Here is a 23,099-nt window from a genome sequence, read left to right as displayed (position 1 = left end):
GTGGGCCGGGAACTACACAGTTCCCGGCCCACGGCCTTTCGCGTGCCCTGACCACGACAGATCCACCCCGACCACGATTCCCGGGACTATCAGGTACTGCCTCGCGCGAGCCCGTTCGGCGGACAGCGTTGTCGGCCACGTCTCGCCGAAAGCTGCCCGTCCCTCGCCCGCATCGCGGGCCTGATCCTCGCTCGCATCGCGGGCGTGTCCTTGTCCGGCGTCGCTGCCGGGAGTTCGGTGCGGATGATCTGCCGCGCGGGTGTGACGCGTAGGTGTCGGTGGTCCTGTCCCTGATCGGCCTCGCTCGGTTCCTGGGAATCGGTGCGGATGATCTGCCACGCGGGCGTGACGCGCAGGTGTCGGCGGTCCTGTCCCTGATCGGCCTCGCTCCGTTCCTGGGAGTTCGGTGCGGATGATCTGCCACGCGGGCGTGACGCGCAGGTGTCGGCGGTCCTGTCCCTGATCGGCTTCGCTCGGTTCCTGGGAGTTCGGTGCGGATGGCCTGCCACGCGGGTGCGACGCGCAGGTCTCGGATGTCGAACCTGGCACACCGGGCCCGAAGACGTCCGGCATCCTCGATCATGAAGGGGGCGAGGGGTGTTCGGCAGTGGCGAAAAGCTGTCGGTGCCTTCGCCTAGGGTCGCGGATGTGCTCGACCCGGCATGACGACGGAGTGAGGGTGGATGAACCGGCTGCGCGATGAATACGACGCTTTGCTGCTCGACCTGGACGGAACGCTGTACCGCGGACCCGATGTCATCGAGGGTGCTCCGAAAGCGCTTGCCCCGAAAGGTGATTCGGCGCAGCGGTTGGTCTATGTGACCAACAACGCCTCCCGTGGTCCCGCCGCGGTGGCGCACCACCTGGCCGAACTCGGGTATCCGGCGACGGTCGACGAGGTGGTCACCAGTGCGCAGGCCGCCGCCCGGATGCTCGCCGAACGCTTGAATCCCGGTGCCACGGTGCTGGTCGTCGGCACCGACGATCTCGCCGCCGAGGTGAAGGCCGTGGGTCTTGACCCCCTCCGCCGCTTCGGCGACACCCCGCCCGCGGCGGTCGTGCAGGGCCACTCGCCCACGACCGCGTGGCCCGATCTGGCCGAGGCCGCCTATGCCTTGCGCGCCGGCGCGCTGTGGGTCGCCACCAATACCGACCGCACCCTGCCCAACGAACGCGGCCTCGCGCCGGGCAACGGGTCGATGGTCGCCGCCCTGGCCACCGCCTCGGACCGCACGCCGCTGGTGGCGGGCAAGCCGTACGCGCCGCTGATGGAGGACGCGATCGCCCGCGCGGGCACCCGCCGCGCGCTGGTCGTCGGCGACCGACTCGACACCGACATCGAGGGCGCCAACGGCCTCGGGCTCGACTCGCTGCTGGTGCTCACCGGAGTCAGCACCCTCGACGAGGCGCTCACCGCACCGCCCGAGCGGATCCCGACCTTCATCGCCACCTCGCTCGACGCCCTCAACGCGGCTGTCGTCGCCGAACCCGGTGCCCCGGCACCGATCGCGGAGCTGTTGCGCGCGCACCCGGGCCGCGCGGTACGGGTGCGCGCGGCCGATTCGGAAATCCGATAGCGTTGACGCCACGATGAGTACTGCGAGTTCACCGCCGAACGGCGCGTCACAGCCACCCCGGCCCGGGATTCCGGTGCCGGGCGCTCACCTGCCCGGCGCCGCGGCGTCCGTGGAACCGGCCGATCCCGACCGGATCAAGGCCGAGGTCGGCGCGTTGCTCGCCGAGCTCGGACCACGGGCCGCGGCGAGCCCGGCGGAGAACACCGAGACCGGCGCGGACATCACCCGGCGCGCCCGGATCCTCGAGCAGGCGCACGACGTGCTGGTCGACGCGCTGGCGACAGTGGACAAGATCTGAGGTGGCCAGGCGAGCGCGGGTGGACGCCGAACTGGTTCGGCGCGGATTGGCCCGATCGCGAGAACACGCGGTCGAGCTGATCAGCGCGGGCCGTGTCCTGATCGCAGGCACCGTCGCGGTGAAACCGGCCACGGCCGTGGAGACGGGCACCCCGCTGATCGTGCGGGACGAACCCGACGAGGTCTCGTGGGCCTCGCGGGGTGCGCACAAGCTGCTCGGCGCGCTCGCGGCGTTCGAGCCGGACGGGCTCGACATCAAGGGCAAACGCTGCCTGGACGCGGGCGCGTCGACCGGCGGTTTCACCGATGTGCTGCTCGAACGGGGTGCGCGGGAGGTGGTCGCGGTCGATGTCGGCTACGGCCAGTTGATCTGGCGGCTACAGAACGACGACCGGGTGCGCGTGTTCGACCGCACCAACGTGCGCGGTATCACCCCCGAATCCATCGGCGGCACAGTCGAGATCATGGTCGGCGACCTGTCGTTCATCTCGCTGGGGCTGGTCCTGCCCGCGATCGCGGCCTGCACGGCCGACGGCGCGGATCTGTTGCCGATGGTCAAGCCGCAGTTCGAGGTCGGCAAGGACCGGGTCGGTTCGGGTGGTGTGGTGCGTGATCCGGCACTGCGCGGCGAAGTGGTGTGCGATGTCGCGGCCGCGGCGGCCGCGCTCGGTCTGCGCACGCTCGGCGCGGTGGCCAGTCCGCTGCCGGGTCCCTCGGGCAATGTCGAGTATTTCCTGTGGTTGCGCAAGGTCGGGCCGTTCGACTACGACGCCGACCAGGTTCGGGCGCTGGTCGAGCGCGCTGTCGAGGAGGGTCCGCAGTGAGTACGCACGACGGCGGCAGGGAGATCCTGCTCGTCGCTCATCCCGGTCGCGCGGAGATCATCGAGACCGCGCACCGGGTGGCGAAGATCTTCGCCGGCGCGGGCATCTGCCTGCGCGTGCTGGCCGACGAGGCCGACAGCACCCGTTTCGAGGACGAGGCCGGGTACCCGGTGCGGGTCGTTCCGCACAGCCCGGCCGCGGCCCAGGGCTGCGAGATGGTGCTCGCCCTCGGTGGGGACGGCACGTTCCTGCGCGCGGCCGAACTCGGCAGGCCCTCGGGGGTGCCGGTGCTCGGAATCAACCTGGGGCGCATCGGTTTTCTCACCGAGGCCGAGGCCGAGAACCTCGACGAGGCGCTCGCGCAGGTGGTCGACCGGGACTATCAGGTCGAGAACCGGATGACCATCGACGTCACCGTGCGCATCGAGGACACGATCGTCGAACGCGGCTGGGCGCTGAACGAGGCCAGCCTCGAGAACGCGCAGCGGATGGGCGTACTGGAAGTGGTGCTCGAGGTCGACGGGCGGCCGGTGTCGTCGTTCGGCTGCGACGGCATCCTGATCTCCACCCCGACCGGATCCACCGCCTACGCGTTCTCGGCGGGCGGTCCGGTGGTGTGGCCCGAGCTGGAGGCGATGCTGGTGATCCCGAGCAACGCGCACGCGTTGTTCGCGCGACCGCTGGTGACCAGCCCGGAATCGGTGATCGCGGTGGAGACCGTGGTGACCGGACACGACGCGATCGTGTTCCTCGACGGCAGACGCACCCTCGCGCTGCCGAGGGGCGCGCGCGCCGAAGTGGTGCGCGGACAACTGCCGGTGCGATGGGTGCGGCTGGATTCGGCGCCCTTCGCCGACCGGATGGTGCGCAAGTTCCAGCTGCCGGTCACCGGCTGGCGGGGCAGACAGCGAACGGAAGAGCACTGATGCTGACAGAGATCAGGATTGACGGACTCGGCGTCATCGCCACGGCCACCGCCCAGTTCCACGCGGGCCTGACCGTGCTCACCGGCGAGACCGGTGCGGGCAAGACGATGGTCGTCACCAGCCTGCACCTGCTCAGCGGTGCGCGCGCCGACGCCGGACGGGTGCGCCTTGGCGCGACCAAGGCCGTGGTGGAGGGCCGGTTCGTCGTCGACGACGTGAACGAGACGGCGCGCGCGGCAGTGGGGGAGGTGCTGGAATCGGCAGGCGCCGAAGCCGACGAGGACGGCAGCGTGATCGCGGTGCGCACCGTCAACAGCGACGGGCGGTCGCGCGCGCACCTGGGTGGGCGCGGGGTGCCCGCCGCGGTGCTCGGTGAGTTCACCTCCCGACTGCTGACCGTGCACGGCCAGAACGACCAGCTGCGACTGCAGCGACCCGAACAGCAACTCTCGGCGCTGGACCAGTTCGCCGGTGACGGTGTGGCCGCACTGCTGCGCAAGTACCAGGCGCTGCGCCGGTCCTGGCTCGACGCGCGCACCGAACTGCTCGAACGCACCGCGCGCAGCAGGGAATTGGCGCTCGAGGCCGACCGACTCAAGCACTCGCTCACCGAGATCGACGGCATCGCACCCGAACCCGGCGAGGACGAACGCCTGGTCGCCGAGATCCGCAGACTCAGCGACCTGGACTCCCTGCGCGAGGCCGCGGTCACCGCGCACGAATCACTGTCGGGTCCCAACGATGCCCCGGCCGACGGTGGCGGCGTGCTCGACCTGCTCGGCACCGCCCGCGCGCGCCTGGACTCCGCCGACGACCCGGCTCTCGGCGCGCTCGCGCCCCGGCTCGGCGAGGCGATCGCGGTGGTGGTCGACGTGGCCACCGAGCTGAGCAGCTACCTGTCGGAACTGCCGTCCGATCCGAGCGCGCTGGACTCGATGCTCAACCGTCAGGCCGAACTCAAGTCGCTGACCCGCAAGTACGCGCCCGATATCGACGGCGTGATCGCGTGGGCCGACGAGTCACGCTCGCGCCTGGACTCCCTGGATGTGTCCGAGGAGACGCTGGCCAAGCTCGCGGGCGAGGTCGAGACCGCCGCGGGCAAGGTGCGCGAGGCGGCGCGCAAGCTCAGCGCCGCTCGCGCCAAGTCGGCGGGCAAGCTGGCCGCCGCGGTGAGTACCGAACTCGGTGGTCTCGCGATGGGCAAGGCGCGCTTGGAGGTTCAGGTGCGCCCGATGCAGGCGGGGCCGCAGGATTCGGCGCCGCTCGAGGTCGACGGGGTCGCGTTGCACGCCGGCTCGCACGGGTGCGACGAGGTGGAGTTCCGGCTCTCCGCGCATTCCGGGGCGCAGTCGCTGCCGTTGAGCAAGAGCGCCTCCGGCGGTGAGCTCTCGCGGGTGATGCTCGCGCTGGAAGTGGTGCTCGCCGGGTCCGACCACGGCGCCACCATGGTGTTCGACGAGGTCGACGCGGGTGTGGGCGGTCGTGCGGCGGTGGAGATCGGCAAGCGACTGGCTCGACTGGCCCGCACGCACCAGGTCATCGTGGTGACCCACCTGCCGCAGGTGGCGGCCTTCGCCGACACCCACCTGGTGGTGAACAAATCCGATGACGGAAAAGGCAAGGTGGACAGCGGAGTTCGCACGCTGACCGACGAGGAACGCGTGGTGGAACTGGCTCGGATGCTCGCCGGATTGGACGACACCGAGACCGGGCGCGCGCACGCGGAGGAACTGTTGGAAACCGCTCGCGCCGAGCGACTTCCCGTGTGACGACCCTCCGGTGGTCCGACCCGGACCACCGGAGCAGGTCTCACTTCAGGGCTTTGCGCACTCCGCCGATGAGCTGGTTGGTCAGCTGGCGCAGGCCGAATTCCAGGACCGGCGCGGGCACGGGCAGCACCGGGTCGGAGTCCATCGTGTAGACCACGCGGGTGCGGCCGTCGGTGGTGTCGGCGAAGGTGACCGTGCCGACGTGGCGCTTGACCGGGGCGCCCTTGATGATCTTGTACTCCATGAGCTCGCCGGGGACCAGGGCGGTGATCTCCTCGGTCACGCCCGCCTTGCCGAAGCCGAGCAGGTGCTGGGCGCCGACGCCAGTGGTGGGGTCGCCTGCCTTGATGAGCTTGACCTGCACGGGGAGGAAGTCGCTGACGGCCTCCCGCTCGGTGAAGAGGCGGTAGACGATATCGCGAGGTCCGTCGAGAACTGTCTCGACAATGCTGCGTGCCATGAATGAGCTCCTGTCCGAAATATCTGTGACTCGCAGCATACGGGTACTGCGACCGAGCTCACGGCGCGCCTCCACCAAAGGTTGAGGGTTTGGCTCCATCATCGGCCACATGAAGATGCCGGCGCTGTTGTCACGGAACACGGAAACGCTGCCCGGTGTCGCCGGGATCGCCCGGGTGGATCGCGATACCGGACGATTGTTGCGGCGCGTCGGTCCGGGCGACGTGGTCGTCCTCGACCAGACCGACCTCGACCGCCACACCGCCGACCGGCTCGTCGAGGCGGGGGTGCTCGCGGTGCTCAATACCTCGCCGTCGATTTCGGGCCGGTATCCGAATCTGGGGCCGGAGGTGTTGGTGGCGAATGGGATCGTGCTGGTCGACATCGTGTCGGCGGACGCGTTCGGCAAGGTCAAGGACGGGGCGCGGCTGCGGGTCGACGGCGGGGTCGTCTTCGCCGACAAGCTGACCAAGAAAGAACCCGAGATTCTGGTCGAGGGCATCGTCTTGGACGAGGAGGGCGTCGCCGAGCGGATGCTCGGGGCGCGCCTTGGCCTCGCCGATCACCTCGACGCGTTCGCGGGCAACACCACCGAGTTCGTGCGCACCGAGAGCGCGCTGCTCATCGACGGGGTCGGGGTTCCCGATATCGATCTGGACCTGCGCGATCGGCATGTGGTCGTGATCGCCGACGGGTCCGGTCATCTGGCCGAATTGCAGCGGCTCAAGCCGTTCATCAAGGAGTACGCGCCGATTCTGATCGGGGTGGGCGCCGGGGCCGACAGTCTGCGCAAGCTCAAGTACACGCCGGATCTGATCGTCGGTGATCCCGACGAGATCAGCACCGAGACGCTCAAGTGCGGGGCCGAGGTGATCCTGCCCGCCGATACCGACGGTCATGCCACCGGGCTCGAGCGCATCCAGGATCTCGGGATCGGCGCCACCACGTTCCCGTCGTCGGGGTCGCCGACGGATCTGGCGTTGATGCTGGCCGATCATCACGGCGCGTCGCTGATCGTGTTGGCGGGGGCACCGGCCTCGCTGGAGGATTTCTTCGATCGGGGTCGTCGCGACAGCAATCCGGCCACGTTTCTGACCCGGTTGAAGGTGGGGTCGAAGCTGGTCGACGCGAACGCGGTGTCGACGCTGTATCGGCATCGGTCCACGGGTGCGGCGGTGGCGCTGGTGGTGTTGGCCGCGCTGGTGGCTGTCGTGGTGGTGATCCTGGCTTCGCGCAGTGGGACCGAGGTGCTGGAGTGGGCGATCGAGTACTGGAACAGCTTCGTGCTGTGGGTGCGTGGTCTGCTGTGATCTCGTTGCGTCAGCACGCCATCTCGATCGCGGCGATCTTCCTCGCGCTGGCGGTCGGGGTGGTGCTCGGTTCGCACACGCTCGCCGGTGACATGCTCGCCGGTCTGCGTTCGGACCGCGCCGACCTGAACACCCAGGTCGACACGCTGACGACCCAGAACGCCCAGCTCGCGGCCCGCCTGGACGCCGCCGATCAGTTCATCGCCGACGCGGCGCCGCGCATCCTGGCGGGCACCCTGGCCGACCGCAGCGTCGTGCTGGTCACCACCCCCGACGCCGATCCCGCCGATATCGACGGCGTGAGCGGGTCGCTGCTGACCGCGGGCGCCACCGTCACCGGCCGCATCGCGCTGACCGAGTCCTTCGTCGACTCGGGCGAGGGCGACCGCATGCGCGCCACCCTGACCAATATCGTCCCCGCGGGCGCCCAGCTCGACACCGGCGCCGTCGACCAGGGCAGCCTCGCCGGCGACCTGCTCGGCCTGGCCCTGCTCCAGGACCCCGCCACCAACCGCCCCCGCAGCACTCCCCAGGAACTGGCCCTGATCCTCGAGACCCTCCGCGGCGGCGGCTTCCTCACCTACACGGACACCCCCACCACCCCCGCCCAGTTGGCCGTGGTCATCACCGGCAACGGCGTAGATTCCACCCCCGACCAGAGCGCCACCATCGCCCGCTTCACCGCCGCCCTGCGCGCGCGAGCCGCGGGCACCGTCCTGGCAGGCCCCCCCGCCGCCGCCGAAGGCACCGCCCCCATAGCCACCGTCCGCGCCGCCGCCCCCCTGGCCACCACCATCACCACCGTCGACAACGTCAACCGCGAAACAGGCCGAGTAACAACAACTCTCGCCCTCACCGAACAACTCACCGGCGGCGCAGGCCGCTACGGCACCGCCCCTACCGCCACCGCCCTCACCCTCGCCTCGGTCCCGAAATAGGCGAGAGTCCTGCTCGGCGCGAGCGCTACAGCAATGTCGCTCACCCTCGTAGCGAAGCCGAGCTGACTGAGAACTACACCACGGCAACTCGCGAATCGAGCCACCCACAACGACGAGATTCGGCGACTCGCGTCTCGACGAAACTCCTGATCTCGCGTGCACACGGGTCACTCCGGTAGCCCCCGGCAACCCGGCCACCGCATCGACCTCCAGCCCGGTACCAGCGCTTATCGGTACTCACGACCGGCAAGAGACGCACAGCAGCAGGCGAGCACATGGGTAACTCACCGGGTACGCCCAGAAGTCTCCAGCTCCCCGCCGCCGGCCCGCCGACCCAACACGCGGACCCGCAAACGACCGGCAAAATACGCGGAGAGGCGGACTAGCGGTACAGTGGTGGTCCGTGGGTCATCAACGGAATCAGGCTAAGAATGCCACCAAACACATCTTCGTGAGCGGTGGCGTCGCCTCCTCTTTGGGTAAGGGTCTCACCGCCTCCAGCCTCGGTCAGCTTCTGACCGCGCGCGGTATGCGGGTGACGATGCAGAAGCTCGACCCGTATCTCAATGTCGATCCGGGCACCATGAACCCGTTCCAGCACGGCGAGGTGTTCGTCACCGAGGACGGCGCCGAGACCGACTTGGACGTGGGTCACTACGAGCGTTTCCTGGATCGCGATCTGACGGCGGACGCGAATGTGACCACCGGTCAGATCTACTCGACGGTGATCGCCAAGGAGCGGCGCGGTGAGTATCTGGGCGACACGGTGCAGGTCATTCCGCATATCACCGACGAGATCAAGAACCGCATCCTGGCGATGCAGGGGCCTGATCTCGAGGGTCATGTGCCGGATGTGGTGATCACCGAGATCGGTGGCACTGTCGGTGACATCGAGTCGCAGCCGTTTCTCGAGGCGGCGCGCCAGATCCGCCATGATGTGGGTCGGGACAATGTGTTCTTCCTGCATGTGTCGCTGGTGCCGTATCTGGCGCCCTCGGGTGAGCTCAAGACCAAGCCGACGCAGCATTCGGTGGCCGCGCTGCGCAATATCGGTATCCAGCCCGACGCGCTGATCCTGCGTTGTGACCGTGAGGTGCCGCAGGGGCTCAAGAACAAGATCGCGCTGATGTGTGACGTCGATGTGGAGGCGTGTATTTCCACGCCGGACGCGCCGTCGATCTACGACATCCCGAAGGTGCTGCACAGCGAGGGCCTGGACGCCTATGTGGTGCGCAAGCTCGGGTTGCCGTTCCGGGATGTGGACTGGACGGTGTGGGGCGATCTGCTCGAGCGGGTGCACGCGCCGCGTGAGACGGTCGAGGTGGCGTTGGTCGGTAAGTACGTCGATCTGCCGGACGCGTATCTGTCGGTGACCGAGGCGTTGCGTGCGGGTGGTTTCGCCCATCGCGCGAAGGTGAATATCCGCTGGGTGCCCTCGGACGAGTGCGAGACCGAGGCGGGCGCGCAGGCCGCGTTGCGTGATGTCGACGCGGTGTTGATCCCGGGTGGGTTCGGTATCCGTGGCATCGAGGGCAAGCTCGGCGCGATCAGTTACGCGCGTCGGCGCGGGATCCCGCTGTTGGGGCTGTGTCTGGGTCTGCAGTGTGTGGTGATCGAGGCGGCGCGTTCGGTGGGGATCGTCGACGCGAATTCCGCGGAGTTCGAGCCCGACACGAAGAATCCGGTCATCTCGACGATGGCGGATCAGGAGGATGTGGTCGCCGGTGAAGCCGATCTGGGCGGCACCATGCGACTGGGCGCTTACCCGGCCACGCTGAAGAAGGGCTCGGTCGTCGCGCAGGCGTACGGTTCCGAGAATGTCTCCGAGCGGCACCGTCACCGTTTCGAGGTGAACAACTCCTACCGTGACGCCATCGCCAAGAGCGGGCTGGTGTTCTCGGGCACCTCGCCCGACGGGCATCTGGTGGAGTTCGTGGAGTATCCGGCGTCGGTGCATCCGTTCTTCGTCGCCACCCAGGCGCATCCGGAGCTCAAGAGCCGTCCGACCCGGCCGCACCCGTTGTTCTCGTCGCTGATCAACGCGGCGTTGAAATACAAACTGGCCGAACGCCTTCCCGTAGACTTCCCGGAGGAAGAGCTCGCGGAGCAGGCGGCGGAACTGTAGGGAAGAGGAACATGAGCGAGCCCGGCAGGCACGACTTCGAGACGGTGTCGAGCCGGATGCTCTACAGCGGCGCGATCCTGGCTCTGCGTCAGGATCAGGTCAGGATGCCGGACGGTCGGGTGGCCGAGCGTGAGGTCATCGAGCATCACGGTGCGGTGGCGGTGCTCGCGATCGACGACGACGGCAAGGTGGTGCTGATCCGGCAGTATCGGCATCCGATCGGCACCCGCCTGCTGGAATTGCCCGCCGGGCTGCTCGATATCGACGGCGAGGACCCGCTCACCGCGGCCAAGCGCGAGCTGGCCGAGGAGACGGGCCTGGCCGCCGAGCAGTGGTCGGTGCTGGTGGATGTGGCGTTGTCGCCGGGGTTCACCGACGAGGCGCTGCGGGTGTTCTTCGCGACGGGGTTGAGTGTCACCGATCGGCCCGATCCCGAGCACGAGGAAGCCGATCTGGAACTGGTGCGGTTGCCGTTGGACGAGGCGGTGCGCGCGGCGCTGTCGGGGGAGATCGTGAACGCGACCGCGGTCGCCGGGGTGCTCGCCTACGCGGCCGCGCGCGCGAGCGGGGTGGCGCTGCGGTCCCCGGATGCGCCGTGGCCCGGTCAACCGACGAAGTTCTTGCGCCGCAAGGCCGCCGAGGCGGAGTCCGCGCCCGGTAGCGACGCGTGAACGGCACCGCGACAGTCGAAGCCGTGGTCGGCGGGGACTAGGCGCGGGCGTGCTCGAGCGTGAGATCGACGCCTATCTCGACCATCTGGCGGTCGAGCGCGGCGCCGCGCGCAACACCCTCGGCGCCTACCGCCGGGATCTGGCCCGCTATCGGGCGTTCCTCGCCGCGCGCGGTGTCGAGTCCTTGCGCGCGGTGGCCCAGGGCGATGTCGCCGAGTTCACCATGATGTTGCGGGCCGGCGGGCCCGATCATCCCGCGCTGGCGGCGGGTTCGGTGGCAAGGGCCCTGATCGCGGTGCGTGGCCTGCATCGCTTCGCCGCGGCCGAGGGGCTCACCGACACCGATGTGGCGCACGCGGTGAAGCCGCCCGCACCGGGGCGCCGGTTACCCAAAGCGCTGCCCTACGACCAGGTTCTGCGCCTGCTCGAGTCCGTCGGCGGTGAGTCGGCGGGTTCCGATGGTGGGCCGCGCGGTCTGCGGGATCGGGCGCTGCTGGAACTGCTGTATTCCACGGGCGCGCGGATCTCGGAGATGGTCGGGCTCGATGTCGACGATCTCGATGTCGAGCAGCGGTGTGTGGTGTTGCGCGGCAAGGGCGGAAAACAGCGGCTGGTGCCGATCGGGCGGCCCGCGCTGGCCGCGGTCGACGCCTATCTCGTGCGCGGGCGTCCCATCCTCGCCGCGAACGGAAAGGGCAGTGGGGGAGCGCTTTTCCTCAATGCCCGCGGTGGTCGGTTGTCGCGCCAGAGCGCGTGGCAGGTGCTCCAGACCGCCGCCGAACGCGCCGAGATCACCGCGACCGTCTCCCCGCACACCCTGCGCCATTCCTTCGCCACGCACCTGCTCGACGGCGGCGCCGATGTGCGGGTGGTGCAGGAACTGCTCGGCCACGCCTCGGTGACCACGACCCAGATCTACACCCTCGTCACGGTGAGCACCCTGCGCGAGGTCTGGGCCACCGCGCATCCCCGAGCGCGCTGAACCCCCACCCCCGGTGTGCGCGAAGCGGGTATCGTGCGAACACGCCCGCGTTGCCATGCCGTACCTCACCGGTACGAGCGGTAGCGTCTACCCCGAACTCGACCTCGTTACCCTCGACAGGGGTTACCGGCAAGGAAAACGTATAAGGAGCAGCGGATCGTGACGACAGCGGAAACACCGTGGGACGGTGGACCGGATCAGGTCACCGAGGCCGTCGAGATGGGCCCGACCGGCCGCCCGCTGCGACTGGTACCGGATCCACCGCAGCTCCAACGCCACGGCGAGGCACTCGTCGTCGCCATGTGCAACCAGAAGGGCGGCGTCGGGAAAACGACCTCGACCATCAATCTCGGTGCGGCACTGGCCGAATACGGTCGCCGCGTGCTGCTGGTCGATCTCGATCCGCAGGGCGCGCTCTCGGCGGGCCTCGGCGTCGCCCACCACGATCTCGAACTCACGGTGCACGACTTGCTGATCGGCGGCAAGGCCAAGGTCGACGATGTGCTGCAGACCACCAAGGTCGAGGGGATGGACCTGTTACCCAGCAACATCGACTTATCCGCGGCCGAGATCCAACTCGTCAACGAGGTCGGCCGCGAACAGTCGCTGGGACGCGCGCTGGCGAGCGTGCGTGACCGCTACGACTACATCCTCATCGACTGCCAGCCCTCGCTCGGTCTGCTCACCGTCAACGCGCTGGCCTGCTCCGACGGTGTGATCATTCCGATGGAGTGCGAGTACTTTTCGCTGCGCGGGCTCGCCTTGCTCAACGACACCGTCGAGAAGGTGCGCGACCGGTTGAATCCGCGGCTGAGCCTGTACGGCATCGTGGTCACCATGTTCGATGCGCGCCTGCTGCATTCGCGTCAGGTGATGTCGCGCGTGGTCGAGGTGTTCGGCGATCTGGTCTACGACACCGCGATCTCGCGCACCGTGCGCTTCCCCGACGCGAGTGTCGCCGGTGAGCCGATCACCACCTGGTCCCCGAAATCGGGCGGCGCCGAATCGTATCGGGCGATGGCACGTGAGGTCATCCACCGGTCTGGCCGGTGATCGGAGCAATACCCGAGGTGCACGAACCTGCGGCGCCAGCCGCCAAAGATACTGTTTTTCATTTGCGGCTCACGAATTTCGAGGGGCCGTTCGATCTGCTGTTGACGCTGATCAGTTCGCGCAAACTCGATGTCACCGAAGTCGCCCTGCATCAGGTGACCGACGAATTCATCGCCTATACCAAGGCATTGACCGCCGAACTCGCCGGGAACACGAAACTGCGCGCGGACAAGATTCTCGATCAGACCACCGAATTCCTCGTCGTGGCCGCCACGCTGCTCGATCTCAAGGCGGCTCGGTTGCTGCCCTCGGGGGAGATGACCGACGCCGACGATCTCGAACTGCTCGACGCCCGCGATCTGCTGTTCGCGCGCTTGCTGCAATACCGCGCGTTCAAACAGGTCGCGGAATTGCTCGCCGAACTCGAGGCCGCGGCCCTGCGCCGGTATCCGCGCTCGGTCGCGCTCGAGGAACAGTTCGAGGGCCTGCTGCCCGAGGTGACCCTCGGGGTGGATATCGCCGCGTTCGCCGAGATCGCCGCGGCGGCGTTTCGGCCGCGTCCGGTCGCCGAGGTCGGGCTGGGGCATCTGCACATGCACACCATCTCGGTGGCCGAACAGGCCGAGCTGGTGTTGGCGATGTTGAAGCAACGCGGGGTCGGCGGGTGGACGACCTTCGCGGAATTGGTGGTCGACTGCACAGTTCCGGTGGAAATCGTCGCCCGGTTCCTGGCGTTGTTGGAGTTGTACCGTGGGAAAACCATCGTCTTCGACCAACCCGATCCGCTCGGACCACTGGCCGTGAGCTGGTTGGGTGAGTTGGATCCGGAGGCTGAAGCGGCCGCGTTGACGTTCGAGGAGGATTACGGGTGATCGGGGATCCGAAGGCGGTAGCGGAGCGTGACCACAGCGTGAGCGAGACAGTGGTGGAATTCACCTCCGAGCCGCTCGACGACCTCGAATTACGCTCGGCGCTCGAGGCGATGTTGCTCGTCGTCGACGCCCCCGCACCCACAGAACAGCTGGCAGCGGCCCTGGACGACACCAGCGAACGCGTGGAATCCGTGCTGCGAGCGATGTCGGCCGAGCTGAGCGCGCGCGGCAGCGGCATCGACCTGCGTTTCGTCGGAGACGGCTGGCGCTTCTATACTCGACAGGAGTACGCGCCCTATGTCGAGCGGGTACTTCTCGACGGGGCCCGGACGAAACTGACCCGGGCCGCCTTGGAAACCTTGGCGGTGGTCGCCTACCGCCAGCCGGTGACCCGCATGCGGGTCAGCGCGGTCCGCGGGGTGAACGTCGACGGAGTGATGCGCACGCTGTTGGCCAGGGGCTTGATCGCGGAAGCGGGTCAGGACCCCGAAACCAACGGCACGTTGTACCGCACCACCGAGTTGTTCCTCGAACGGATCGGGCTCGCCTCTCTCGGCGACCTGCCACCGCTGGCGCCGTTGCTTCCCGGCGTCGATCTGATCGACGAGATCAGCGAGAGTCTGGAAACCGATCCTCGGTTCACCAGACTGAAGAAACCCGCCGAGTCCGACATGGATCTCGGCACCGACGATTGACAGGACAGATGAATAATTCCGCTCGCCGAGATGGCACACCGGATCGAAGAAGTCGCAGCGACCAGCCCCGAAGTGGCGCCAACCGCACCGCGGGTAACCGCGGCGGCGATGCGCGAACCGGGCAGGGTGGCGCTGCCGGACGCCGGGGAACCGGTGCCGGTGGCTACCAGCGCGGCAATCAGACAGCAGCCCGGTCCGCGGGCAGCTTCCAACGTGACGCCGAGTCCGGCGGTCGCGGTGGCTACCAGCGTGACGACCGCCGTGGCGGCGCCGCCGGTGGCGACCGTCGTGGCAGTTCGCCCGGCGGCTACCAGCGTGACGATCGACGCAGTGCCCCGACCGGGCGCGGCGCGTCCGCCGGCGGTTACCAGCGTGATGATCGACGCGGCGCCCCCGCCCGTGGCGCGTCCGCCGGTGGCTACCAGCGCGACGACCGTCGTGGCGGCCCCGGATCGGGTCAGCGCGACGACCGTCCCGGCACCGGCGGTTACCCGCGTGGTGACGTCCAGCGTGGTGGCACGGCCGGTCAGCGCAGTGGCGCATCGGCGGGCACCCAGGCTTTCGCCGCGCGCAAGAAGTCCGCGAAGCCGCAGAAGAAGGTCGTCGCCCCGACCATCCTGAACAACGCCAAGCCGGCGCGTCACCAGCACTCCGACGCCACCGAGGGCCCCAAGAAGCTCCCGTGGGGCGAGGGCGAACGGTTGCAGAAGGTCCTCGCCAAGGCCGGTGTGGCCTCGCGTCGCGCCGCCGAGGAGATGATCGCCGCCGGCCGCGTCGAGGTCGACGGCAAGATCGTGCGTGAGCAGGGTCTGCGCATCGACGCCGAGAACGCGGTGGTGCGCGTCGACGGCACCCGCGTGGTGGTCCGCGACGAACTGGTCCACCTGGTGCTCAACAAGCCGCGCGGCTGGCAGTCCACCATGTCCGACGATCTGGGGCGCCCCTGCGTCGGCGACATCATCGCCGAGCGTATCGCCGCCGGTCAGCGGCTGTTCCACGTCGGTCGTCTCGATGCCGACACCGAGGGCTTGCTGCTGGTCACCAATGACGGCGAGATGGCGCATCGGCTGATGCACCCCTCGTTCGAGGTGCCCAAGACCTACCTGGCCACCGTCGACGGCGAGGTGAACTACCGCCTGGTCGGCAAGCGGCTGCGCGAGGGCGTCGAGCTCGAGGACGGTCCCGCCAAGGTCGACAAGTTCGTGGTGCTCGAGGCCTACCAGGGTCGTTCGCTGGTCAAGCTCGTGCTGCACGAGGGCCGCAAGCACATCGTGCGTAGGCTGCTCGACGAGGTCGGCCACCCGGTGATCCGGCTGGTGCGCACCCACCTCGGCCCGGTCGCGCTCGGTGATCAGCGTCCCGGCACGCTGCGGGTGCTCGGCCGCGACGAGATCGGCAAACTCTACGAGGCGGTGCAGCTGTGAACGGTGTGGACTTTCCCCTGGAACTGATCGGCGATCGGATGACCGGCGACGCCACGCTCGTCGTCGCGATGGACGGCCCGTCGGGTACCGGCAAGTCCAGCGTGTCGCGTCGACTGGCCACCCGCCTGCACGCCCGCTACCTCGACACCGGGGCGATGTACCGGGTCGCGACCCTGCGCGTGCTGCGCGCAGGCGTCGACCTCGGTGACGCGGCCGCGATCGCGGAAACCGTTGCGGCGCTGCCGTTGTCGATCGGCACCGATCCCGATCACGAGGTCGTCGAACTCGACGGCGATGACGTCTCGGGCGAGATCCGCGGCGCCGCCGTCACCAAGGCGGTCTCGGCCGTCTCGGCGGTGGCCCAGGTGCGGGAGCAGTTGGTGTCGATGCAGCGCGAGATCACCGCGCTGGCCGGCCGGATCGTGGTCGAGGGCCGCGATATCGGCACGGTCGTGCTCACCGACGCCGACGTCAAGATCTATCTCACCGCTTCGGCGGAAGCGCGCGCCCAGCGGCGCAACGCGCAGAACATCCGCGAGGGCCGCGGCGACGACTACACGGCCGTGCTGGCCGATGTGCAGCGTCGCGACACCCTCGACTCCACCCGTACCGTGTCGCCCTTGCGCCCCGCCGCCGACGCGGTGCTCGTCGACACCAGCGAACTGACGATGGCCCAGACCATCGACGAGCTGTATCGCGTGGTGGCTCAGCAGCTTTCGGCCACGACAGGAGGTCCGCGATGATCGAAGAGATTCTCGTAGGCGACGGAACCTGGACCGACGAGTCCGACTGGGAAGTCCTCGACCTCGACGGCGAGGTCGACGGCGAACAGCAGTTGGCCATGCCGACGCTGGCCGTGGTCGGGCGCCCCAACGTGGGCAAGTCCACCCTGGTGAACCGCATTCTCGGACGACGCGAAGCCGTCGTCGAGGACATTCCGGGGGTCACCCGGGACCGCATCTCGTACGAGGCGAACTGGGCCGGTCGCAAGTTCCTGGTCCAGGACACCGGCGGCTGGGAACCCGACGCCAAGGGCCTGCAGGGCCATGTCGCGCGCCAGGCCGAGGTGGCCATGGAGACCGCCGACGCGATCCTGCTCGTGGTCGACGCCACCGTCGGCGCGACCACGACCGACGAGGCCGCGGTGCGCAAGCTGCGCCGTTCCAAGATCCCGGTGATCCTGGTGGCCAACAAGGTCGACGATCAGAAGGTCGAGCTCGAGGCCGCGTCGCTGTGGTCGCTGGGTCTGGGCGAGCCGCGCATGGTCTCGGCCGCGCACGGTCGCGGTACCGGTGACCTGCTCGACGACGTGCTCGCCGCACTGCCCGAGACCCCGCGCGAAGGCACCGGGGTGGCCGGGCCGCGTCGGGTGGCGCTGGTCGGCAAGCCGAATGTCGGCAAGTCCAGTCTGCTCAACAAGCTGGCAGGCGACGAGCGTTCGGTGGTCCACGATGTCGCGGGCACCACCGTCGACCCGGTCGACTCGCTGGTCGAGTTGGGCGGCAAGACCTGGAAGTTCGTCGACACCGCCGGGCTGCGGCGCAAGGTCTCCAACGCCACCGGCACCGAGTTCTACGCCTCGCTGCGCACGAAGTCGGCGCTGGAAGCCTCCGAGGTCGCGATCATGCTGATCGACGCCTCGGTGCCGATCACCGAGCAGGACCTGCGCGTGATCAGCCTGGTCGCCGACTCCGGTCGCGCGCTGGTGCTGGCGTTCAACAAGTGGGACCTCGTCGACGAGGACCGCCGCTACATGCTCGAGCGCGAGATCGACCGCGATCTCGTGCGGGTGCCGTGGGCGCAGCGGGTCAACATCTCCGCCCACACCGGGCGCGCGGTGGCCAAGCTGGTGCCGCAGATGGAGACCGCGCTCGAGTCCTGGGACAAGCGCATCTCCACCGGTCGGTTGAACACCTGGCTCAAGGAAGTCATCGCGGCCACCCCGCCGCCGATGCGTGGCGGTCGCCAACCGCGCGTGCTGTTCGCCACCCAGGCCAGCACCCGCCCGCCGACCTTCGTGCTGTTCACCACGGGCTTCCTCGAGGCGGGCTACCGCCGTTTCCTCGAGCGTCGCCTGCGGGAGGAGTTCGGATTCGACGGCTCGCCCGTGCGCGTCTCGGTGCGGGTGCGCGAGAAGAAGGAACGCAAGAAGTAGCTCGAATGCTGTGCGTGGGGCCCTGGCGAATTTCGCCGGGGCCCTTCGTCTTTCAGGCGTCCAGCACGCGGTCGAGCAGGTGGTCGACGAGTTCGGGTGCGCGGGCGGCGTAGTCGTCGTTGGTCAGCATGCCCTGGGCGAGGCCGCCGAGGGCGAGCAGGATGATCTCGGCGTCGGCGACGACGGCCTGCTCGTCGGCGTCGGCGCCACGCAGGGCGCGCAGCTGGGCGGCCACCACGCCGACGATGTAGTTCGGGGCGCCGTTGGTGTCGCCGGATTCGACATCGGGCCCGGTGAGCGCTGCCGCGTGAAAGATGCCAAGGATGACAGCATCTCGGCGACTCTCCGCGTCGAGGGGGAGTAGCGCAAGCAGGATCGCGCGGACGACGTCGCGCGGGGTCGGCGTTGTCCCGAGCGTGCCGACGACCGCGGCGAGCCGCGCTCCCGAGTCCGCGACGACGGCGCGGTGCGTGGCGAGCAGGAACTCCCGCTTGGTGCCGAAGTAGTACTGCACCGACCGCACCGACACCCCGGCTTCCACGGCGACCGACTGGAAAGTCGCCGCCTCCAGTCCGCCCCGGGCGATGACCCTGCGCGCGGCTCCCGTGATTGCCCTGCGCCGTTCCTCGTGATCGGCCAAACGCGGCACGGTGTCCTCCTTCTGTCCCGGCCTGCCCGGAAGAATTTTCATGGTACGCCCATATCACTGTTGTGGTACGGTGATATCACCAACGAGGAACAGGGGTGGTCATGGCCAAGATCGGGCGATTCAAGAACGAGAAGGCGCGCGAGGAGTACCTGCGGACCTATCGGGAGCTGGAGAAGGGCGTGCCGATTCCGTCGACCACCGTCGATGTGCCCACCTCGTTCGGCAGCACGCACGTTCGGCGGTTCGGGGCGGGCGAGGGATTGCCGCTCGTGTTGATGCACTCCCTCGGCGGCAACAGTCTCGCCTGGAATCACGTCATCGAGGACCTGGCGCGCGATCGCGTCGTCTACGCCACGGAGATGATCGGCACCCCCGGCCTGAGCGTGCAGTCCGCGCCGATCGACGAAGCGGGCTTCGGCGCCTGGTTCAGCGAGGTCCTCGACGGGCTCGGCGTCGACCGGGTGCACCTGGTCGGGTACTCGCAGGGCGGGTGGCAGGCGCTGGCGATCGCCACCACCGAACAGCGACGGCTGGCGAGCCTGACGGTGATCGAGCCGACCGGGACGCTGACGAAGATCAAGTGGTCGGTGCTGTGGACGATGCTCAAGACCGGCGCTCGCCCGACCGACAAGAACCTGCGCAAGATGAACGCCTGGCTCAACCCCGGCGTCACCCTGTCCGACGCGGAATTCGCCGGGGTGCGCGCGGCGCTGGGATACATCCCGACGATCGGTTACCCGCGGATGTTCACCGACGAGCGACTCGCGACGATCACCATGCCGACGCTCGGGCTGTTCGGCTCGGAGTCGCGGGTGATCGACTCGACCGTCGCGACCGGGCGCCTGCGCGACAATCTGGTCACCTGTGATACCGAGGTCTTCGCGGGCGCGGGGCACGGTCTGTTCCATGAGATCCCGAAGCCGGTGACGGCCCGCATCCTCGACTTCGCCCGCCGCTACGAGCCGACCGACGCCCGCCGGCGCGAGTAGCCGGGTCGCGCGCCCCGGCGAGATCGCACCACACCGCGCCGCCGATCACCGCGAGGTTCGGCGGCGCGGGCCTGATAATCGACTGAGAACCACCCCATAGTGGACACCTCGGCAATGTCGGGCACGTTGAGAGCGGTACGAGGTCCCCTGCGACCTCCGCGAGGAGTGCGTCATATGAGTCTTATCGGAACCGTGGTCGGCTGGGCGTTGACCGTCTTCCTGGTGTTGTTGATCGCGCGGATGGTCGTGGACTGGATCGACGCGCTCGGCAACGGCCCGCAGTGGGCTCGCAAGGCGCGGGAGGTGACTCACGCCGCGACCGAGCCGGTGATCGCCCCGGTGCGCAAGGTGCTCAAACCGGTCCGCATCGGCGATTTCTCCCTCGACCTGGCCTACACGGTGGTGTTCATCGCGGTGCTGATCCTGCGGTCGGTGGCGTTCAGCCTGTAGGCGGCTGGTCGCCTTCCACCCGCCAGCGGGTCAGGATCGCGCGCACGCACGACGCCTCGACCAGGGCGTCGACGGTGTCGGTGAGCGCGGACTCCCTGGCGCGGTGGGTGAGCACGATCAGGTGGGCGTCGGTGTCGTGGTGCTCCTGGCGGATCCGCGCGATGCTCACCCCGTGCTCGGCGAAGATCGACGCGACCTGCGCCAACGCGCCGGCGTGGTCGGTGACCCGCAGGTTCAGGTAGTAGCGGGTGGGGGTGTCGCCGAGGGGAGCGACCGGCAGTTCGGCGTAGTAGGAAGCCCGCGGCGCGCGGCCACCGTTGACGCGGTTGCGGGCGGCGGTCACCATCTCGCCGAGCAGCGCCGAGGCCACGGCGCGGTGGTCGTCGCGACCGGAGAACATCAGCCGCCCGGCACTGTCGGCCTCGACGGTCACCGCGGGCGCGTCGACCGTGGCCAGCGGGTGGTTCTCGCGCAGCAGCGCGGGGTGCACGCGCACCGAGATCTTTTCCTTGCCACCGTCTTCGGGCTCACAGATCCGGGTACAGACGGTGAGCGGTCGCAGCCGTAGCGAGAGCGCGGCCGCGGCGGCCAGGTCGTGTGGGCCGGGATCGCGGAACTCCTCGAAGTGCACATCGGCCACGTCCACGCGCGTGTGGAACGCCAGCGTCGCCAGGATCGCCGCCTGCGCCACCGGATTCGCGCCGTCGGGCGGAAACACCCCGAGCACCTGGCGCACCTGATCGCCCGACAGCGACTGGGTCAGCGGCCGCACCACCGGCACCCCGCCCGCGACCGCCGCCTCGAAGAACAGATCGGCCCCGAATTCCTCAGCGGCACCGGACAACCGGTGACCGTGCTCGGCGACGAGCGCGGTGTTGGCGGTGATCACCGACCGGCCCGCGCGCAGGGCGTCGAGCACCGTCGCCAACGAGTCGGTGGTGTCGGTCGCGTCGACGAGCAGGTCGGCGGCGGACCCGGGGACCAACGGCGTCCCGGCCCGTTCACCGAGATCGTCGAGAGTCTCGCCCAGGATCCGCCGCACTTGCTCGGCGAGCGCACCGGTGCCGAGAACGGCGACCCGCAGTGCGGAACGGGGGTGATCGATCATCGGGATCCGCCTAACGCCGAGAGCTGTCGAGCCGGGAGCCGACGCCGCGCGCCACCCCCGCCCCCAGTATCACGTCCGAAACGATTCGGCCGCAGTCGTTTTCGTTTCCGAATTGGTACGGCCGTGCCCGGATTGCCTGGATACTCGAAGGGGTCACCCGCCGATCGCGTGCGGGCGAGCAGGGGAGAGGACGACGGTATGGCCCTGGTTGTGCAGAAATTCGGTGGTTCTTCGGTAGCCACCGCCGAGCGGATCCGGCGGGTCGCCGAACGGATCGTGGAGACGAAGAAGCAGGGGCACGACGTCGTGGTGGTGTGTTCGGCCATGGGCGACACCACCGACGAGCTGCTGGAACTGGCGGGCCAGGTGGCGCCCGCGCCGCCGCCGCGCGAGATGGACATGCTGCTCACCTCCGGTGAACGGATCTCGAATGCGCTGGTGGCCATGGCGATTCACGCGCTCGGCGCGGAGGCCAGGTCGCTGACCGGGTCGCAGGCGGGCGTGATCACCACCGGCGCGCACGGTCGCGCCAAGATCATCGAGGTCGATCCGGGCCGGGTGAGCCGCGCCCTCGACGACGGCGAGATCGTGCTGGTGGCCGGGTTCCAGGGGGTCAGCCAGGACAGCGACGACGTCACCACGCTGGGTCGCGGCGGCTCCGACACCACCGCCGTCGCGCTGGCCGCGGCCCTGCACGCCGATGTCTGTGAGATCTACACCGATGTCGACGGTGTGTTCACCGCCGACCCGCGCATCGTGGCCGACGCTCAGAAACTCGACCAGGTCTCGTATGAGGAGATGCTGGAGATGGCGGCGTGCGGGTCGAAGGTGCTCATGCTGCGCTGCGTGGAATACGCCCGCCGCTACCACGTGCCCGTGCACGTGCGCTCGTCCTACACCGACACCATCGGCACCACCGTGTTCGGCACGATGTACGACATCCCCGCCGATCAGGCCGTGCTCACCGGGGTGGCCCACGATCGCGACGAGGCCAAGGTGACCGTGGTCGGCCTGCCCGACGAACCCGGTTACGCCGCGCAGGTCTTCCGCGCGGTCGCCGACGCCGAGATCGGCATCGACATGGTCGTGCAGAACACCGGCACCGGCCGCACCGACATCACCTTCACCCTGCCCGCCGCCGACGGCGCCCGCGCGGTGGCGCTGCTGCGCGAGCGTCGCGAGGCGATCGGCTTCACCGACGTCCGCTACGACGACCGGGTCGGCAAGGTCTCGCTGATCGGCGCGGCCATGCGCACCAATCCGGGCGTCACGGCCACCTTCTGCGAGGCGCTGGCCGCGGCGAACATCAACCTCGACCTGATCGCCACCTCCGAGATCCGCATCTCGGTGCTGGTCCGCGACACCGACCTCGACGACGCCGTGCGCATCCTGCACCGGGCCTTCGACCTCGGCGGGGCCGAGGTGGCGGTCGTGCACGGCGGGACCGGACGGTGACCGCCCCGCCGGCTCGGGCACACTGGTCGGGTACTCGACCCCGGAGGACGCCGTGCCCACTCGGTTGACCTCGTTCACCCACCACGGCCTCGAGTTCGACGTGGTCGACGCCGGCCCGATCGACGGTCCGGTCGTCGTCGCGCTGCACGGCTTCCCGCAGACCTCGACCTCCATGGCCGCCCTCACCGCGATCCTCAACGCCCGCGGCTACCGCACCATCGCCCCGGACCAGCGCGGATACTCGCCGCGCGCCCGGCCGCGACGCCGACGCGCGTATCGGATGAGCGAGCTCGTCGGCGACCTGGTCGCGCTGATCGAGACCGTGGATCGCGGCCCGGTGCACCTGGTCGGGCACGACTGGGGTGCGGCGG

23 protein-coding genes are annotated in these 23,099 nt (G+C 69.0%); 20 read left to right on the top strand and 3 right to left on the bottom strand.

From position 1 onward, the window contains the following. The first annotated feature begins 683 nt into the window (after positions 1–683). Genes ACFP3H_RS07800 through recN form a run of 5 tightly spaced genes read left to right on the top strand, consistent with a single transcriptional unit; the run spans position 684 to position 5,393 of the window. Complete coding sequence (locus ACFP3H_RS07800; protein WP_378601562.1) at positions 684–1,577, top strand: HAD-IIA family hydrolase; 894 nt, start codon at positions 684–686, stop codon at positions 1,575–1,577. Between the two features lie 13 nt (positions 1,578–1,590). Beyond that, complete coding sequence (locus ACFP3H_RS07795) at positions 1,591–1,875, top strand: hypothetical protein (protein WP_378601560.1); 285 nt, start codon at positions 1,591–1,593, stop codon at positions 1,873–1,875. A gap of 1 nt (position 1,876) precedes the next feature. Continuing rightward, entirely contained in the window at positions 1,877–2,698 is an 822-nt protein-coding gene (locus ACFP3H_RS07790; protein WP_378601558.1) for a TlyA family RNA methyltransferase, read from the top strand. Then, positions 2,695–3,624 (top strand): NAD kinase, encoded by a 930-nt coding sequence (locus tag ACFP3H_RS07785; protein WP_378601556.1) that lies wholly within the window; start codon positions 2,695–2,697, stop codon positions 3,622–3,624. Before ACFP3H_RS07790 ends, ACFP3H_RS07785 begins: the two co-directional genes overlap by 4 nt. Beyond that, positions 3,624–5,393, top strand: a complete 1,770-nt coding sequence (recN, locus tag ACFP3H_RS07780) for a DNA repair protein RecN (RefSeq protein WP_378601554.1) — start codon at positions 3,624–3,626, stop codon at positions 5,391–5,393. Before ACFP3H_RS07785 ends, recN begins: the two co-directional genes overlap by 1 nt. A 40-nt stretch (positions 5,394–5,433) precedes the next feature. On the opposite strand, the gene ACFP3H_RS07775 is transcribed toward recN, so the two are convergent. After that, positions 5,434–5,853 (bottom strand): SRPBCC family protein, encoded by a 420-nt coding sequence (locus tag ACFP3H_RS07775; RefSeq protein WP_378601552.1) that lies wholly within the window; start codon positions 5,851–5,853, stop codon positions 5,434–5,436. A 109-nt stretch (positions 5,854–5,962) separates the two neighbouring features. On the opposite strand from ACFP3H_RS07775, the gene steA reads away from it, so the two are divergent. The 11 genes from steA (at position 5,963) to der (ending at position 18,077) form a co-directional block, all read left to right on the top strand. Continuing rightward, positions 5,963–7,162 (top strand): putative cytokinetic ring protein SteA, encoded by a 1,200-nt coding sequence (gene steA, locus ACFP3H_RS07770; protein WP_378601550.1) that lies wholly within the window; start codon positions 5,963–5,965, stop codon positions 7,160–7,162. Continuing rightward, the gene (locus ACFP3H_RS07765) at positions 7,159–8,100 is read left to right on the top strand and encodes a copper transporter (protein WP_378601548.1); all 942 of its coding nucleotides are present in this window, start codon (positions 7,159–7,161) and stop codon (positions 8,098–8,100) included. The genes steA and ACFP3H_RS07765 overlap by 4 nt, the downstream gene beginning before the upstream one ends. Positions 8,101–8,503: 403 nt before the next feature. After that, positions 8,504–10,225, top strand: a complete 1,722-nt coding sequence (locus ACFP3H_RS07760; RefSeq protein ID WP_378601545.1) for a CTP synthase — start codon at positions 8,504–8,506, stop codon at positions 10,223–10,225. 11 nt (positions 10,226–10,236) lie between these two features. Beyond that, positions 10,237–10,896: an NUDIX domain-containing protein gene (locus ACFP3H_RS07755; protein WP_378601543.1), complete on the top strand. Its 660-nt coding sequence runs from the start codon at positions 10,237–10,239 to the stop codon at positions 10,894–10,896. Between the two features lie 49 nt (positions 10,897–10,945). Beyond that, positions 10,946–11,878 (top strand): site-specific tyrosine recombinase XerD, encoded by a 933-nt coding sequence (gene xerD / locus ACFP3H_RS07750; protein ID WP_378601541.1) that lies wholly within the window; start codon positions 10,946–10,948, stop codon positions 11,876–11,878. A 219-nt stretch (positions 11,879–12,097) separates the two neighbouring features. Then, entirely contained in the window at positions 12,098–12,931 is an 834-nt protein-coding gene (locus ACFP3H_RS07745; protein WP_378601646.1) for a ParA family protein, read from the top strand. After that, the gene (locus tag ACFP3H_RS07740) at positions 12,928–13,803 is read left to right on the top strand and encodes a segregation and condensation protein A (RefSeq protein WP_378601539.1); all 876 of its coding nucleotides are present in this window, start codon (positions 12,928–12,930) and stop codon (positions 13,801–13,803) included. The genes ACFP3H_RS07745 and ACFP3H_RS07740 overlap by 4 nt, the downstream gene beginning before the upstream one ends. Before the next feature lie 38 nt (positions 13,804–13,841). After that, entirely contained in the window at positions 13,842–14,498 is a 657-nt protein-coding gene (gene scpB, locus ACFP3H_RS07735; protein WP_378601537.1) for an SMC-Scp complex subunit ScpB, read from the top strand. 8 nt (positions 14,499–14,506) lie between these two features. Further along, positions 14,507–15,922 (top strand): pseudouridine synthase, encoded by a 1,416-nt coding sequence (locus tag ACFP3H_RS07730; protein WP_378601535.1) that lies wholly within the window; start codon positions 14,507–14,509, stop codon positions 15,920–15,922. A 38-nt stretch (positions 15,923–15,960) separates the two neighbouring features. Next, the gene (cmk, locus tag ACFP3H_RS07725; protein ID WP_378601643.1) at positions 15,961–16,665 is read left to right on the top strand and encodes a (d)CMP kinase; all 705 of its coding nucleotides are present in this window, start codon (positions 15,961–15,963) and stop codon (positions 16,663–16,665) included. Next, positions 16,662–18,077 carry a ribosome biogenesis GTPase Der gene (gene der / locus ACFP3H_RS07720; RefSeq protein WP_378601533.1) on the top strand — a complete coding sequence of 472 codons (1,416 nt, stop codon included), beginning with the start codon at positions 16,662–16,664 and terminating at the stop codon, positions 18,075–18,077. The genes cmk and der overlap by 4 nt, the downstream gene beginning before the upstream one ends. A 52-nt stretch (positions 18,078–18,129) precedes the next feature. Here der and ACFP3H_RS07715 read toward each other — a convergent pair whose 3' ends face one another. Further along, a complete protein-coding gene (locus ACFP3H_RS07715; RefSeq protein ID WP_378601531.1) occupies positions 18,130–18,768 on the bottom strand; it encodes a TetR/AcrR family transcriptional regulator in 639 nt (212 codons plus the stop codon). Between the two features lie 59 nt (positions 18,769–18,827). Between ACFP3H_RS07715 and ACFP3H_RS07710 the strand changes: the two genes are divergently transcribed. Continuing rightward, positions 18,828–19,715 (top strand): alpha/beta fold hydrolase, encoded by an 888-nt coding sequence (locus ACFP3H_RS07710; protein ID WP_378601529.1) that lies wholly within the window; start codon positions 18,828–18,830, stop codon positions 19,713–19,715. 174 nt (positions 19,716–19,889) lie between these two features. Next, a complete protein-coding gene (locus tag ACFP3H_RS07705) occupies positions 19,890–20,165 on the top strand; it encodes a YggT family protein (RefSeq protein WP_378601527.1) in 276 nt (91 codons plus the stop codon). Here the strand turns inward: ACFP3H_RS07705 and ACFP3H_RS07700 are convergent. Beyond that, complete coding sequence (locus ACFP3H_RS07700) at positions 20,155–21,273, bottom strand: ACT domain-containing protein (protein WP_378601523.1); 1,119 nt, start codon at positions 21,271–21,273, stop codon at positions 20,155–20,157. The two genes, ACFP3H_RS07705 and ACFP3H_RS07700, sit on opposite strands and share 11 nt — an antisense overlap. A 198-nt stretch (positions 21,274–21,471) precedes the next feature. On the opposite strand from ACFP3H_RS07700, the gene ACFP3H_RS07695 reads away from it, so the two are divergent. Together ACFP3H_RS07695 and ACFP3H_RS07690 are read left to right on the top strand one after the other, a co-directional pair. Further along, a complete protein-coding gene (locus ACFP3H_RS07695; protein ID WP_378601521.1) occupies positions 21,472–22,728 on the top strand; it encodes an aspartate kinase in 1,257 nt (418 codons plus the stop codon). Positions 22,729–22,780: 52 nt separating this feature from the next. Continuing rightward, positions 22,781–23,099 (top strand): alpha/beta fold hydrolase (locus tag ACFP3H_RS07690; RefSeq protein WP_378601640.1); only part of this gene is annotated, 319 nt, incomplete at its 3' end.

The sequence above is a fragment of the Nocardia lasii genome (assembly GCF_042658545.1).
GTDB lineage: Bacteria > Actinomycetota > Actinomycetes > Mycobacteriales > Mycobacteriaceae > Nocardia > Nocardia lasii.
The sequence above is the reverse complement of the archived record's forward strand: the minus strand, read 5'-3'. Positions and strand labels throughout refer to the sequence as shown.

Coding starts and splice junctions, on each gene's coding strand:
- ACFP3H_RS07800 (WP_378601562.1), top strand. CDS start 684: ATGAACCGGCTGCGCGATGAATACGACGCTTTGCTGCTCGACCTGGAC.
- ACFP3H_RS07795 (WP_378601560.1), top strand. CDS start 1,591: ATGAGTACTGCGAGTTCACCGCCGAACGGCGCGTCACAGCCACCCCGG.
- recN (WP_378601554.1), top strand. CDS start 3,624: ATGCTGACAGAGATCAGGATTGACGGACTCGGCGTCATCGCCACGGCC.
- ACFP3H_RS07775 (WP_378601552.1), bottom strand. CDS start 5,853: ATGGCACGCAGCATTGTCGAGACAGTTCTCGACGGACCTCGCGATATC.
- steA (WP_378601550.1), top strand. CDS start 5,963: ATGAAGATGCCGGCGCTGTTGTCACGGAACACGGAAACGCTGCCCGGT.
- ACFP3H_RS07755 (WP_378601543.1), top strand. CDS start 10,237: ATGAGCGAGCCCGGCAGGCACGACTTCGAGACGGTGTCGAGCCGGATG.
- ACFP3H_RS07745 (WP_378601646.1), top strand. CDS start 12,098: ATGGGCCCGACCGGCCGCCCGCTGCGACTGGTACCGGATCCACCGCAG.
- ACFP3H_RS07730 (WP_378601535.1), top strand. CDS start 14,507: ATGAATAATTCCGCTCGCCGAGATGGCACACCGGATCGAAGAAGTCGC.
- cmk (WP_378601643.1), top strand. CDS start 15,961: ATGACCGGCGACGCCACGCTCGTCGTCGCGATGGACGGCCCGTCGGGT.
- der (WP_378601533.1), top strand. CDS start 16,662: ATGATCGAAGAGATTCTCGTAGGCGACGGAACCTGGACCGACGAGTCC.
- ACFP3H_RS07715 (WP_378601531.1), bottom strand. CDS start 18,768: ATGAAAATTCTTCCGGGCAGGCCGGGACAGAAGGAGGACACCGTGCCG.
- ACFP3H_RS07710 (WP_378601529.1), top strand. CDS start 18,828: ATGGCCAAGATCGGGCGATTCAAGAACGAGAAGGCGCGCGAGGAGTAC.
- ACFP3H_RS07705 (WP_378601527.1), top strand. CDS start 19,890: ATGAGTCTTATCGGAACCGTGGTCGGCTGGGCGTTGACCGTCTTCCTG.
- ACFP3H_RS07700 (WP_378601523.1), bottom strand. CDS start 21,273: ATGATCGATCACCCCCGTTCCGCACTGCGGGTCGCCGTTCTCGGCACC.
- ACFP3H_RS07695 (WP_378601521.1), top strand. CDS start 21,472: ATGGCCCTGGTTGTGCAGAAATTCGGTGGTTCTTCGGTAGCCACCGCC.